Here is a 14,232-nt window from a genome sequence, read left to right as displayed (position 1 = left end):
CTATCCTTTTAACTTAGATTGACTCAATTCAATCAACTGCAAATTAATGTAAGTGTTTGTGGCTATGCTTGAATGGACGGATCTTTCTGAGGTCTTTATTTCGGAAGGCTGTCAATACTGTTCCGTTTGACGACACAACAAGTTGGATTCCATTCATCGCTTTCAGTTCAGGCTCAATAGAGCCATATCTTTCAATTTCTTTTTTACCAATAACATAATAGGTAGCACGTCTCGAGTGAATAACGCGACCATATTTGTAAGCAAGCATTACCTGCTTTTTAGATATCCCTCTTTGCCCTTCTCTTGTCTGCGCGTGCTGGCTGTTTGTAAGGTCTGGTGCAATTAAAAGTCGATCATCTTCTTTCACAATAAAGGTCATGTTTTCTTCCTCATATGATTGGTTGCATATGAAAAGCGAAAATTAGACCAAAAAATAAGTTATTGTTTTAAATTCAATTTCACTTTATATAGAAAATACAATAGTAATTACAATTATCATAACGTAATTAAAATTACCATTATGACTTGTGATATGCCGAAATAATAATCCTCAATTGCTCAAGCAATTTTTTGCACTCACGCTTGGTTACTTTTCCTTGGTTTTGTAAGTAGTTTCTAGGATGGATAAGATTGCGCAATGTGCGGATGTTATGTGCAGCATTTGCAGCCTCATAATCTAGCTCACCGAGCTTTTTAAGAGATTTAATAGCTTCGCTTAAACTTATTCCTAAAACATCTTCGTAGTAGTCGTGTTTTTCGGTTTCAGATAACCAGTCGAGGATGATGGCTTCTAGAATTGAGCCACAGATCACCATTGACGATTTATACAAGCCCTTATCAATGCAGACTTTCAGCTCTTTTAAATCATCTTTTATCAATTTTTCGATAATGCTGCGCTTAGAAATACGTAACTTTTCTAACCCTTCTAACAAAAAACTATCTTGCAAACGGCCTTGGTCTTTACTGCCAGCAATGAGGTTATTGATTTTTTCGAGGTCTGTATCTGGTGTTTGCAGCCGTTGATAAAGCTCATCGCTTTTCACCAAGGTATCGTCATCAGGCAGTAAAATAGGTAGCTGTCGAAAGTCTTTTAGCGCAATACGTGGAATTACACTGCCAACCGCCATTTTGAGCGAATACTTTTTGGCAAACTCACTTTGTAAATACAAACATAAGTATTGTGCTGAAACTGCTGCGTTAGCCCGAAGACGAATATTATAACTATGCGCTGGAGCGTAAACACCGTTCAACTCTTCGGTGACCAAAAACACCTTTGAGAAATTGGGTGTGACAATAATATCGCCCTCCGCCAACACCTGATTTGTCGCATCACCTTCAGTAATCGGTAATTCATTTGGGTTGTAAGGTAGCTTACCTATTCCTAGTAACGGCCATTTAAATACTTGCCCATGAACCAAGTTCCCCCGTTTAACTGAGTTCACCATTTTCACATCGGCTAGTTTTTCTAACGCTTCGAATTTGGCTTTCTTGTAGCGGTGAATATCGATTTGGTTGTTTGGGTGATAAAAGGCAACCTGCAAGCGCGACATATCAAGTTCTTTGGCTGGCACTTTGAAGGTTTGAAACTGCTGCTCTTGTTGCTCTTTCTTTGCAGAACTAACTGCACCAAAAAGTTCTTGCTCAATCTGCGCTAGAAATTGTTTAAATGTGTCGGTGTAAACAATATTTGGTAGCTCGCCGGACTTGTCCGCTTTGGATGTGAGTTTGCGATCAACTAGGTTGCTCTTTTGTGCTGGAGCGCTTGCAGCAAAGTCGGCCATTAGAACATCACTAACTGGCTCAGAACCTAAGACCAATAAACTAAATGAAATGCTGGTGACAGGTGACCAAATAGCGCCAACATCAACTAAGGCATTTAAAGCATATTGATTAAATACAGGGGCTAGTTGGCGTTTGTGTTTGGTGCTGGTAATCCAAAGGGATGGCACCACGATAATTTGAACGTCGTTTGTTGTGCTTTGTTCCTTATTTTCGCCATGAGGGTTTAATGCGTAATCAAGATATTCACTGATGTTGTTTTCATCTTGTGGATTAATACCGAGTAATTGGCGTTCTTCAATAATATTGAGTAATCGTGACATAAAACATCCTTGTCTTTATTTTTTGGGGCTTTACAGCTCACCTGCGAAAGCTTGTTGGCTTAGAGAGTTAAATTCTTGGTCACTCAAGTCTTCACTTGCTTTAACTTTCTCCAAAAATTCCATAACTGAAATATAGATTTCTTTAAAATTCTGTTGAGTATTTAAATCGGGCAAAGGAACTTTAACGTCTTTAATTTTTGCTAGTGTTAGCCTTGTGATAGCAGCGCCTGCCATGTTTGCTGTTAATACCAATTTTGTTCTTGGATGATTCAAGAACATACACAAAAACTCTGAAGTTACTAAATCAAAATCAGGCTTCAAGAGAGCCAAACTTGAAAGCATACTAAATTCGAAATTATATTCATTTATTGCAGCAAGTCCTGTCGTAGCACCATCTTTAATATACAGAACATCGTTTGGCTCAGGATTACATCTAGCATAAATCTTTTTATGTTCATCTTCTGACACAAACCACGGGTTAGCATGAAATTCTAAACCAGATTTTTTCAAGTGCTTTGCCGTTACATATGGAACGCCGCTCTCAACTATAGGAGGAGAATGGTGAGTGCCATCGGTTATCTTATTACATAAAGATGCTAGCGACTTAACTTCCCACCCCTTCGGGTTAGCAACAGGATCGCCAAACATGTCTAAAAACACGCTGCGGAGGAAGTCGTCGGCGAGGTCGATGGCTTGTTGGCGTTTACGGCGGATAGCATCGGCTTTATCTAAAATCGCAGCAATTCTCTTTTGCTCGTCGAGTGGTGGCAGTGGGATTTCGAACTCTTTAAGGAAGGTCGCTGAAATATTTGGCTGTGCTCCACCAGAGCCAGCTTTAACAAAAGTAGATTTATTTCGCTTCAATAAATAATAAAGAAAGTTAATATCTACTTCGCTATTCGGGGTAAATGCCGCACAAGCTTGGTTTGTGCAAGCATCTATATCCAATATAGAGCACGCTCCTATAGTTGCACCGTACATCGCAACTAATACAGTACCTTTAGGATACATTCTTGCTGATGAGCCATCTAAGCCATCTTGCGTAATATACTCTGATGCTTCGGTTACATTTTTATTATGTAGGTCACCAGTTTTGATCCACGGTATCGTGCCGCCCTCGTAGAACTCAGGCTTTCTTCTAGACGGAGTTCCCCCAGATGTAACCTTGAACAATTCGCCTAATTTAACCATCGGCCAACTCACAGCATCTTCTCCAAGTCTATTAAGTCAGCTAGAATTTCATTTTCTAAATCCACTAACTTGCTCAGGATCTCTTTTGGGGGATCGTATTGCTCTTCTTTGTAAACCACTTCTTTGTAGCGGTTGATGGATAAGTCATATTTATTGGCAGCGATATCGGCTTTGCTGACCCAGAAGTGTTTTTTGTCGTCTGTAACAATACGATCATTTTCTTCAGTTTCAGCAGCGTTCTTATCACGGCCTTTGAAAGACGCAACTAAATCTTCTAAGTCGTTTTCTTTGATGATCGTTCGTTTATCGTCCAACGAGAAGCCATCGTTTTGTAAATCATAGAACCACACATGGTCGGTCACAGAACCTTTGGTGATAAACAAAATCGCCGTTGAAACGCCCGCGTAGGGTTTGAATACGCCTGAAGGCAGTGATACTACGCCTTGTAATTCGTTGTTCTCAACAATGTGTTTACGAAGTTGTTGGTGCGCTTTTGAAGAGCCGAACAATACGCCATCTGGGACGATGATCGCCGTTTTCCCACCGTTTTTTAGCATACGTAGAATTTGCGCTACAAATAACAGCTCGGTCTTTTTAGTTTTAACCATACGTAGAATGGCATCGTCTACGTCTTCTTCGTCTAAGCTGCCCTTAAACGGTGGGTTCGCTAAGATCATCGAGAAGGCATCTTTACTTTGCTCTGGATAGCGTTCTGCAAAACGACCACTTAACGTGTCTTGATAATGAATATCTGGCTCGGCAATACCGTGCATTACTAAATTCATTGCAGCGATACGTAACATGGTGGAGTCAAAGTCAAAACCGTGAAACATGTCAGTGTCTACATGGTCACGGTGCTCTAGTAATAAGTCACCACTGTAAATTTTTACCTGCTGCTCTTGGCCTTTTTCATCGATAACTGTTTCGGTATGAATACCCTCAGGAGATGTGTATTTCTCTAACAGGTATTCATATGCAACGCTTAAAAAACCAGCCGTGCCACAGGCAGGGTCGCATATGCGGTCATTTACCTCTGGATCTAACATTTCCACCATGGCACGAATGATATGGCGCGGTGTACGAAACTGACCGTTAATGCCAGCTGTGGTCAATTTGCTCAGGAGGTATTCGTACAAGTCCCCTTTGGTATCACTATCTTCTAATGGCAGTTTATTGATCATCTCAACCGCCGAGACCATTAAAGTTGGCTTTTGGATCATACATTGAGCGTCTTTCATAAAACCACTAAACAATGAGCCTTCACCAGCGATGTCTTTAAAATGCGGAAACACTTCGTCACGCACAACTTTTAACATGGTATCTGCATCTTGATGATGGAAGCGGTGCCAACGAATATGTTGCTGTTCTTCGCTAAAGCGACGCTTAAAGCTGGTGCCTCGCAGCTGGGCACGCTTTTCATCTCGCTGCTCATGCAAATCGAGTAAACGGGCATACATAAGGAAAGTAATCTGCTCGATAACGGTAAGCGGATTTGCGATGCCGCCCGTCCAAAATTCAGACCAAAGTTTGTCTACGCTGCTTTTTAATTCGCCTGTGATCATTGTGTTCTCTTTATACTTCATATGCCCGCGCCAACATAAAGGCAGGGGCTAAAACTGTTCAATTTGTTGGTTAAATTACGTGAGTTGGTAAGATGTGATAGAGCGTTTGTTAATGCCGTACAAGCCTTCGCGCTTTTTAGTGGTAGGAAGTGTTCTTGCTCTTACCGAGAAACCTTTTTTTACCACGTAATCCAACATGGTTTGTTCACAATCAACTTCAATACAATCAATAAGTTTATTACCTTGTTCGCTAACGCGAAATGCAACTTTGCCCGTTTGAGTATTTTTCATTCGAACCGGATAAAGATGATCTCCTGATTCGTGTAATAGCTTCAGTCGCATACTCATCCGCGATTCTGTTGTACTAGTCATTTTCATTCCTTTAATCACTTCTTCCTTCAATAGTTGAGACAGGGTCAGGTAGCTCGAGCGATTTTAGCAAAGCGAACACATCGTTTTCACTGTTTCCTAATACACCTTCATAAATTCGGTTGTATGGCGCTTTGTCTAAGTCGGCCATTTTGATGCCGCCGCTGCGAGCGATATGACCGACTAACATGTCGATTATACGCTGTGCTTGTGCGTTCATACGATGGTTTTGTAAGTGTTCAGTAAAACTTTTTTCAATGTATTTCGCATCCATTCCTACAATGCTTCGAAGTAGTGTATCAAGCGACTTACTCGACTCTGGATAAAACGATTTTAGCGTTTCAATATCCACATCAGCATGACGCGTATGGATAATACTGTTTAACTGTAAAACCTCGTTTTCGGAAACAGCCTGTCCCTTTCTAATCTTTTGTAATACCGGATGACTATCAAAAATTGGCTTTAATGCTTCTTCGACCTTCTGCAAATAGATCTTGTAATCAATAGATTCAATTTTGGAAGCGCGAGCACTGATTTCATATTGAGCAGCATCTTCCTTAATATCGAGCAATTTTGTTGGTGCAGGAGGCGGTAAAATCTCACCTTCTAGAAGCCACATGATATCACGCAGTGCTAAACGAGATTGCTCCAACTTTTCAAAGGTTGGCATAAGCCAGTATTCATCGCTGAGCAGATGTTTAATGTATTCTGCTTTATCTTGAACTTGTTTCATATTGACTGGTAAGCGGTCAATCACAGAGAAGATTTCAGCTTTTAGCTCGCCAAGTTCAGTTGGCGCATCAAACAAAGTTTGCTGAGTTTGCGCAATTAGAATATCCCAGCGTATGGCTTTACTCTGCTTGCGGGTGTCCAGCCATTGCATCAGCGGTGCGATTTCGGTTTCCAGCAAATGTACAGTTTGTTTTGCATATTGATTTAACAGCTTTTCATCTGACATTTGCTCGACAATTTGCCAGCTATCGCGAATATTGATATTGCGTTTATCAAGTGAATCAATGTCTTGTTTAAGCAGCTTAGCTACTACTAAGAACGACTCGCGTTCAAACTTATTAAGTGCGGTAGAGGCCAGCAGCATACGCATTTCAAAACGCTTCTGTGCTAACGATTTGGTAATAGTTGGCTCGGTTTCTTCATAATCGAATTCGAAATAATCAAAATTATTCCAATGGTCAAAAATTAAAAAGCGAGTTTTGTCTTTGCCCTTACCAAATAGGTCGGGGCATAAACGTGTTCCACGCCCAATCATTTGCCAGAATTTAACCTTCGACTTAACAGGTTTTGCGAACACTAGATTGACAACTTCTGGCACATCGATACCCGTATCTAACATATCTACCGATATTGCCAGAGTGATATCTTTCTCCGGCTCGCCTTCTATGCCTTTGAACTGATCGATGAGGGCTTCGGCACGTGGCTCGTCAGAGTGAATAACTTCGCAGAAGCCATCACTTAACTCTGGATACATGTCGTCAAACAATTCTTTGAGCAAACGAGCATGGTCGATACGACGAGCGAAGATAATCGTCTTACCAATGAGCTGTTCGTCTTTGTCTTTGATACCATTTTCCATCAAGTTTCGAATTATTTGACGATTGGTATCAAGGTTCATAACCGCTTTATCAATGTCTTGGGCATTAAACTCTAGCTCGTTTGGATCTTCACCGTTGTCTTCTAGTTCTGCGATTTGCTCATCCGTTAACGAGCGCTGGTTTATCCCTTCTCGTAGAAACTTAGTGGTCATTGTCATGATATCGAATGGCACTAAGTGATCTTCTGCAATGGCTTTTTCCAACGGGTAATTCGCCGTGGGGCTTTTGTAGTCGCAACCAAATAGCTGGCAGGTAGAGCGAGATACCATTTCTACTGGCGTCGCCGTAAGACCGACTTGCAGACAATCGTAATATTTAAAGATATTACCAAACACGTTATAAACAGAACGATGTGATTCGTCTGCGATAATCAGATCGAAATAACCAACGTCAAACTCTTCATAAATGCTCATCATGCCTGGGTAAGTAGCGATAAAAATACGCGCACTGTCGCGATATTTCTTTTCACTCTTACCCACCACATAAGGCTTAGCTTGTAAGAAATCGACAAAAGCTTTGTTGGCTTGTTTACGTAACTCTTTGCGGTCACATAAAAATAGAATTCGTTTCGCCCACTTTGCTTCTTGGAGTGATTTAGTTAATGCTATTGAAACCCTTGTTTTACCAGTGCCTGTAGCTTGAACGATTAATGCCTTCCGACGCTTTAGTTCGAACGTTTCATGAACACGTGTGATGGTTTCTAATTGATAGCGTCTGCCAGCGATACCGTGATCTATTTCAACCGATGATAACGACTGTTTCTCGACTCGCTGGAACTTTACTAAATGCTGTAATGAGCTTTTGGAGTAATAACCATAAATTTTACGGGGTGGATACTTTTGAACGTCATCCCAGATGTATATGTCGTGCCCGTTGGTATAAAACATAACAGGGCGCTGCCCATACTGCTTTTCTAATGCATCGGCATAATCTTTTGCTTGTTTTTTACCGAGACGAGCATCTTTCGAAGTTCGTTTAGCCTCTACTACTGCTAGCGGCTTGCCATCGTCATCCCACAATACATAATCAACATAACCGATGAACGTCTTTGTTGGTTGATATTGGACTTCTATTTCTTGACCAACTTGATCTGTGGATGTGCCATCATCAGATACATCCCAACCAACTTCTCTCAATTCTGAATCGATGAGATATTTTCGAGTAGCCTTTTCATCGAAATTTAAAGTTTGAGAGGCGACTTTGCTGAAATCAGTAAAGTATTGCATTGCAGCTTTATCGGCGACTGCTGTGGCCTGCCTATTCTTTTGTAGTAGCTCTTGATAGGCTTTACGCTGCTCTTCTAACTCGGCCATTGCTTGTTTATGCAATGCTTCGCTTTGCTCAAGCTTTTTCTTTAATTGGCCGTCAGGTTTTTCTACTTCTTTGAATTCCGGAATAGCATCACTATGTACATTGTAAAACGCACAATATAGCCACGCACCGACATGGTATGCTTGCTTAACCGCAAACAATGCATCAGCGGTGGTGCCTTTGTTATCATGAACGGCTTTGTTGCCCAAGTTTTTAAGTAAATGAAACTTATCTAGAATTGCCGACGATGACAGCTGAACAAAGTCCTCTCCCTTTAACTGCTCGTTGAATGTTGCGCGAGGTAAACAAGGTAACTTTAGAGTTCGATAAATCCAGCCAACCAAATGTTCACTGTATGAGCGCAGTTTAATAAGCGAGCCAACAGGATCTGAATAGATGTATTCTTCAGCGTAGCCGCCAAAGTCAGCTAGCTCAGGCCAGTCATTTCGTAAAAACTCAAAATTCATCGATTGCTTCATTCCGATTGATTTCCTTATTCCTCAAATTGCAGGTCGAGTGCCAAGTTTTTATTCAATAGCGCTGTAGGCATATTACTCTATTTCAATATCAAGTGCTTCTATCCACTTAGTGATCACTTGTTGGCTATTTAAGCCTATCATTTTTGCTGCTTTCGTTTTGTTATTACCCGCAGCTTTCATTGCCGCTTTTACATATTTTTTCTTATATTTTTCAACAAGGTTATTGATATCTACTCGTTGACCAAGTGACAAGAAGATTTCGGACTCATCAGAAACTGGAGCACGAACTATTAGCGCGTTTTTAATATCTACATCGGTGATTATTTCTGCGTCTGACCACAGAAAAGCGCGATTAATTGTGTTCCACAACTCTCGTATATTGCCGTGCCAAGGCTGCGACTTGATAAACTTTATTCCCTTTTCAGAAATATTTTTACTTTTATAACCTGGGTATTTGTTAGCTGCTTGGTTGAGTTCATCAACTAATTCCAAGACTAATGGCTCAATATCTTCATGACGTTCCCTGAGAGCTGGGATATGCAGTAGTCCAACCGCTAGACGATAGAATAAGTCTTCACGAAAGTCACCTTTTTCAACAAGTTGCAGCAAGTCTCTGTGGGTCGCTGCGATAATCCTAACATCAACTGAAATTGTTTTGTTATCGCCAACTCTAGTAATTTCACCTTCTTGTAAAGCTCTTAACAGCTTTACTTGAACACTTGGCGTTAATTCGCCAACTTCATCAAGAAATAATGTGCCGCCACTAGCTTGTTCGAATAGGCCTTTGTGTTCACTATTAGCTCCAGTGAAAGCACCTTTGACATGGCCGAATAAAATAGAATCAACTAGTGATTCTGGTAGCGCTCCGCAGTTCACGGTTTTTAGTGTTTTGCTAGCTCTAGGACTCGCAGCATGAATAGCATTGGCAATCACTTCTTTACCCGTTCCCGTTTCTCCTAAAACCAAAGCTGGCAACTCAAGGTCAGATTCAGCGACTCGTTTCGCTTTAGAGATCACATCTTTCATTGCTTGTGATTCAGCAACGATAGTCTCGAATAGTTTGTGAGATGAAGGCGCTTTAACGGCTTTATTAGCAATACTTTTCGCAGCGGATTTTGCGTAAGCCACACCAAAATCGACTGGAACGTCCACATTTTCTATTGTGTTATCACGTCTAGACTGGATGAAGTGTGTGTTATGTTTACCTTTACCAACTAATACCGATGCAACACTCATTGCGGGTGTACCAGAAGTGATATTGATATAAAGCTCTTCACTTTCCTCAGATAGTTTGGAAATCCACTTTTCTGTTTCTCTTATTATGGTCGGATAATCAGTTGGGCCAGCTATATTGGCTTTGAAGATTGCAACATTGTCGTTTGGACGGCCAGCTTCTTTGAGCTGTTTCACTAACCACTTTTCGTAAGACTTCCAGTCTTTTTCCCAAGCGTTTGCAAAAATAAAAATGCGATCAAATGGTTTAGGGTTCTGTAATGCTATCGTGGAAATAGCAGCATTTTCATTTTGCTGCATATTTTCAATATCTGTATTTCCTATCCATGTGTAAAGAGTAGTCACCAGTTTTAAGTCCGCGTTATGCTCCAATAGATAACTAATATTACATAAGATAACCATATTTACTATTTCTGAACGTCTCAAGCCATTTTTATCTGAACATATCGTCATATTTATGGGTGAGACATTTAAGCCGATATTAGGGTGGCAGCACTAAAATCGAAGATTAAAAAAAACGCATTCGGTACGAATGTGTAAAAAAGCTTGAGCAACGCTCAACAACGATTGCGCAGTGAGTTGCTGTGTGAAACACAGGTGCTCACGTAGTAGGAGTCAGCATCGCAGATTAAGCCTAATTTTCGTTTGCCTCAGCAAACCAAGCACAAGTTGAGAATCAACTTGTGCTTGCCTGAGTATCAACGATACAAAAGTTGCTAGGTGTATCCGCAGCAACGCTTTTCCCGAAGCAACTGAAGGGAAAATTAGGCTTAATCAGCGGTAGCTGACTCCTTGTAAAGCTTCTGTCGCCGACACAACGTGGCAAGAAGCAGAGCAGCGACGAGTCGCGTCAGCTCTGGTGTGCAGAAGGTTTACTACAACGAAGTTGTTTGTACTTTTCGGTAGAAAAGTTCAGTAGCTAGGCAGTATGCCTAGCGTGGCGAAGCCTCGTCATAATGCAAAGCATTGTGCCCTACCCTGCTTATTTCTCCCAATGCGCTCCTATGTAATTTTGAATTTAAATACGGAGAAAATTATGAATTATATAGAACGAGCTATCGATACATCTATGAATCACATATGCATCACAAATCCAAACGATCCAGGGACACTTGGATTGCTACGGGAAAATGCGGTCATAGCTATAATCGGAGGTTTCGGTGTTTCGACTAAGACAATACTTCAAAGGCATCTCAGCATGAGCCGCGAAAGCGTCAACAAACTGGTAAACCGAATGAAAAAGAAAGGACTATTATCGGTTCATCATACTTTTTCTAATACAGATAGGACTCTTATTGTCCTGACGTCGCAAGGAATCAGAGAAGCAGAATTCTTACTAAATCGTGAACTGTATCTTCGCTCCGATATAAGTCGAGTAAATGAAAGAAACCTTATTCACGATTTGTCAGTCCAACTTGTAGTGCTAGAACTCGCTACTTTGGGAAAAATTGGCGGCTTTGCTACAGAACGAGATATTGCAATTCAGTTAGAACAACGTGGAAACGACCCTCGTTTGATTGATGCAATCGTTATAGATGCTGTGAGTAACCAATCGATAGCAATTGAGATGGAAGCTAGCAATTCGAAAAACAAAGGAAATGGTGACATTCGTCGTAAAATTCTCAGCAAATACTTGCAAGAGCTAGAAAATAATGAAGGGATGTATGAGTTTGTTTATATGTACAGTCATCGACAACGATTTCTCACACAAATTGAGAAAGCACATACTAAATTGTTTGCTACACAACGTTCATCATTCACAGATAAACAGCAAGAACTGCTCACAAGTCGCATAAAGTTCAAGCATAACTTCTGTAATACTATTTATGAGCTAATGTTCAATAGCAAACGTCAACTTAGCGATAACAAACTCGAATTGGCACGAAAAGACGTGTACCTACTTCAACTAAAAGAAATTGAGAAGTTGGCACAAACATCAGGTGACAGAGTTGTCGAAATCAGACGAGATGGCTTTGTAGAAGCCGGCAAGATAATGGGTTTGATAGAGTAACGACTTAAGAGTTCTGGCCTTATGGGAGCCTTCCGGCTCCCTTTTTTTTGTCCTCTGATAGCTTCGACAGTCTACAGCAGTCTCGATGACTGAAGCGTTCTATCTACTGCCAGCACCTCTAGCAAGCAGCGAACCAGCGGGAAAGTACAGTGAGGTTTACTGAGCTTTCAATATGATTCTCATATATTAAAAATATATTGATAAAAACTGTGGTTCCGCACACATCCTTATATAGTTTCGAATACAGGAAATTTTAACTCTTCATCAATAACAGCGGATTTTCCTTGCATGGATCCTAATTAGTTGTAGGTCAATAACTGATGAGGAAAAACAACAAATGAGGATAAACTACGAAAGTGTTTTCAATGCATGTATTAGAATCAGCGGAAAATGGATGTCGTTAAGTAACGCTCTGATTGGTATTGCTGCTATAAATACCCTTTTGAATACAGCTTTTATAATTCTCGGTCATACAGATTACATTGAGTTCCAATCGCTCTCAAACAGACTGATTCTGGTGTCGTTTGCATGCATTGGCATAGCATTGCTATTGGCTCTGGTATCTTGGTATGCGTTGCGAAAATTAGAAAGCGAATAATATTGAGCACCCCGCTGTGGGGTGCTTTTTTTTAATTTTTCGCTAGTGGCATTGTTTAGATTGACTTTTGAGATAATGCTAGTTGGTAAAATTATGTCATTGATGACCATAAAGGTTATTTTCTATTGTGTTATTTCGCTAACAGCGAAACGCACAAAATCATCGCTAGAAATCGAAAAACCATTAATGTAGTTACAAACAGCAGGGCTACCAATCACTCCCTCTTACTCGGAAAACACAGAAAATAGGGTGTAGTCAGAGTGATGAGTGCAAAAACTTAAAACAAAATAATCCAACTTTCTGTCAGCCGCCTCCACCATCACCTTACTCACAAGCGATTTGAGACAGTTTCCTCGCCGTCATTTTTTTCAAACAGTGCTTTCCACTCTTGCTCGGTGAAGATTTCTGTTCTTGCATCGTGGATTTTTGCATTGATCATATTTGACTCAGTCATTTTTACCTGCTCACTATGAGCAAATAAATTCATATATGTAACTTTCCCTTTTGATATTACCAAATCGCCTTGACAGGTCCTAACTATTGTTTCTCTGGAACCAATAGGAAACTGTGAAATACAATTTTGTGTTTCGATTAAAATAAAATCTGGATAGACTTCACTGGCTTTAGCAAAACCGAAGGTTTGGCTGTTATCGTAATCCCACCGGTAGTGCTGCCCCATGCGATGCAAAGAAGCAGTAAAAGTTTCTCTTGTCGTTACTTTAGAACCGAAATAACGTTTTCCATTTACATTGATAAAGTCAGCATCCCAAACTGATAATAAAGGTCTCACCCTATCAAAGGAGTCGTAATTTTGAGGAATTATAAGTAGGTTATTTGAGTAACTTTTAGACAGATTTTTACCCAGCAGTGTCTTTTTTGCACCATACACTTCTACTTCACTAATCGGAGACTCAACATCCTCTGTCATCTTCCAGTTGTGTTCTACGATACCGCTTTCGGACAAAAGAACTAAATTTTTGGTTTGCTCTTTTGCCGCTAAAGATACGATGTCGTAAATTTTTTTATACCCACATTGACGATCACAGCCTTCTTCCACTTCTACCCAGAAAAAGGTTTTTTTCAGATGATTTTCATGATTATTTGAACGAAACATTGAAAGTGGATTAAAAAAGTCTGTCAATGCTACGCCGCCACCAAAAAGCTGGGCGATAGCAAACCCCAAAAACATATCCCCGCCGTCTGTGACTTGTCCTAACGCAGACTCCTTAAACCGATAGAAGTTGTCGGATAACGCTTTTCGCTGGCCGTTGACGACCTGCATCGCGTCGCTTTTTGAGATGATGCCAAAGTCCACCATAGTTTGATAAGACTCTGGCATAGCTGGTGGTGCATTTGTCACAGGCTGAGAGTCGGCGTTGTCGGTACTGCTGCAAGCGGTCAGTAATATTCCGAGCATCCCTGAGAGAATAAGAGACTTTTTCATAAATTTAATCCTTTAAACTAGCGTATTTACTGAGAATGTTTTAACTCCATAGTCTCACATACTGCTCACCCTGCATCTTTTGGAGTTTTTTATACACCATTAAAAAACTAGCACACTTGGGATATCAGTTAAATTGTTTTGATGGAAAGCGAACAACGTAGTGTCCACTCCCCCTTTAACTGGACAGTACCACTGCTGATGTCCGCTTGGCTCATTGGAGCCTTCATTTCCACACAGAACTAACTTGCGGAATACGTGTATCTCCGCAGTTTATACGCTAGTTATTCGACGGCAGTAACACCGCTAAGTTATTGTGTATAAG

9 protein-coding genes are annotated in these 14,232 nt (G+C 40.6%); 1 reads left to right on the top strand and 8 read right to left on the bottom strand.

Annotated features, from left to right (window positions below; all coding sequences use genetic code 11):
• Positions 1 to 43: 43 nt before the first annotated feature.
• From ACOJR9_RS06340 to ACOJR9_RS06310, 7 genes are all read right to left on the bottom strand, one after another.
• Positions 44 to 379, bottom strand: a complete 336-nt coding sequence (locus tag ACOJR9_RS06340) for a hypothetical protein (RefSeq protein ID WP_420935480.1) — start codon at positions 377 to 379, stop codon at positions 44 to 46.
• Positions 380 to 518: 139 nt separating this feature from the next.
• Positions 519 to 2,102, bottom strand: a complete 1,584-nt coding sequence (locus tag ACOJR9_RS06335; RefSeq protein ID WP_420935479.1) for a DUF4145 domain-containing protein — start codon at positions 2,100 to 2,102, stop codon at positions 519 to 521.
• Positions 2,103 to 2,132: 30 nt separating this feature from the next.
• Positions 2,133 to 3,293 carry a restriction endonuclease subunit S gene (locus ACOJR9_RS06330; protein WP_420935478.1) on the bottom strand — a complete coding sequence of 387 codons (1,161 nt, stop codon included), beginning with the start codon at positions 3,291 to 3,293 and terminating at the stop codon, positions 2,133 to 2,135.
• A gap of 8 nt (positions 3,294 to 3,301) precedes the next feature.
• The gene (locus tag ACOJR9_RS06325) at positions 3,302 to 4,855 is read right to left on the bottom strand and encodes an N-6 DNA methylase (protein ID WP_420935477.1); all 1,554 of its coding nucleotides are present in this window, start codon (positions 4,853 to 4,855) and stop codon (positions 3,302 to 3,304) included.
• Positions 4,856 to 4,930: 75 nt separating this feature from the next.
• A complete protein-coding gene (locus ACOJR9_RS06320; protein WP_420935476.1) occupies positions 4,931 to 5,227 on the bottom strand; it encodes a hypothetical protein in 297 nt (98 codons plus the stop codon).
• A gap of 10 nt (positions 5,228 to 5,237) precedes the next feature.
• Positions 5,238 to 8,624, bottom strand: a complete 3,387-nt coding sequence (locus tag ACOJR9_RS06315) for a DEAD/DEAH box helicase family protein (RefSeq protein WP_420935475.1) — start codon at positions 8,622 to 8,624, stop codon at positions 5,238 to 5,240.
• A 72-nt stretch (positions 8,625 to 8,696) separates the two neighbouring features.
• The gene (locus tag ACOJR9_RS06310; protein WP_420935474.1) at positions 8,697 to 10,259 is read right to left on the bottom strand and encodes a sigma-54 interaction domain-containing protein; all 1,563 of its coding nucleotides are present in this window, start codon (positions 10,257 to 10,259) and stop codon (positions 8,697 to 8,699) included.
• A 796-nt stretch (positions 10,260 to 11,055) separates the two neighbouring features.
• Between ACOJR9_RS06310 and ACOJR9_RS06305 the strand changes: the two genes are divergently transcribed.
• Complete coding sequence (locus ACOJR9_RS06305) at positions 11,056 to 11,868, top strand: hypothetical protein (protein WP_420935473.1); 813 nt, start codon at positions 11,056 to 11,058, stop codon at positions 11,866 to 11,868.
• 926 nt (positions 11,869 to 12,794) lie between these two features.
• On the opposite strand, the gene ACOJR9_RS06300 is transcribed toward ACOJR9_RS06305, so the two are convergent.
• Entirely contained in the window at positions 12,795 to 13,910 is a 1,116-nt protein-coding gene (locus tag ACOJR9_RS06300) for a hypothetical protein (protein ID WP_420935472.1), read from the bottom strand.
• Between the last annotated feature and the right edge of the window lie 322 nt (positions 13,911 to 14,232).

The organism is Alteromonas ulvae (assembly GCF_048987005.1).
Taxonomy (GTDB): domain Bacteria; phylum Pseudomonadota; class Gammaproteobacteria; order Enterobacterales; family Alteromonadaceae; genus Alteromonas.
The sequence above is the reverse complement of the archived record's forward strand: the minus strand, read 5'-3'. Positions and strand labels throughout refer to the sequence as shown.

Bases quoted from the DNA above. Each gene is read 5' to 3' on its own strand.
- ACOJR9_RS06340 (WP_420935480.1), bottom strand. From the start codon at position 379: ATGACCTTTATTGTGAAAGAAGATGATCGACTTTTAATTGCACCAGAC.
- ACOJR9_RS06335 (WP_420935479.1), bottom strand. From the start codon at position 2,102: ATGTCACGATTACTCAATATTATTGAAGAACGCCAATTACTCGGTATT.
- ACOJR9_RS06330 (WP_420935478.1), bottom strand. From the start codon at position 3,293: ATGGTTAAATTAGGCGAATTGTTCAAGGTTACATCTGGGGGAACTCCG.
- ACOJR9_RS06325 (WP_420935477.1), bottom strand. From the start codon at position 4,855: ATGATCACAGGCGAATTAAAAAGCAGCGTAGACAAACTTTGGTCTGAA.
- ACOJR9_RS06320 (WP_420935476.1), bottom strand. From the start codon at position 5,227: ATGACTAGTACAACAGAATCGCGGATGAGTATGCGACTGAAGCTATTA.
- ACOJR9_RS06315 (WP_420935475.1), bottom strand. From the start codon at position 8,624: ATGAAGCAATCGATGAATTTTGAGTTTTTACGAAATGACTGGCCTGAG.
- ACOJR9_RS06310 (WP_420935474.1), bottom strand. From the start codon at position 10,259: ATGGTTATCTTATGTAATATTAGTTATCTATTGGAGCATAACGCGGAC.
- ACOJR9_RS06305 (WP_420935473.1), top strand. From the start codon at position 11,056: ATGAGCCGCGAAAGCGTCAACAAACTGGTAAACCGAATGAAAAAGAAA.
- ACOJR9_RS06300 (WP_420935472.1), bottom strand. From the start codon at position 13,910: ATGAAAAAGTCTCTTATTCTCTCAGGGATGCTCGGAATATTACTGACC.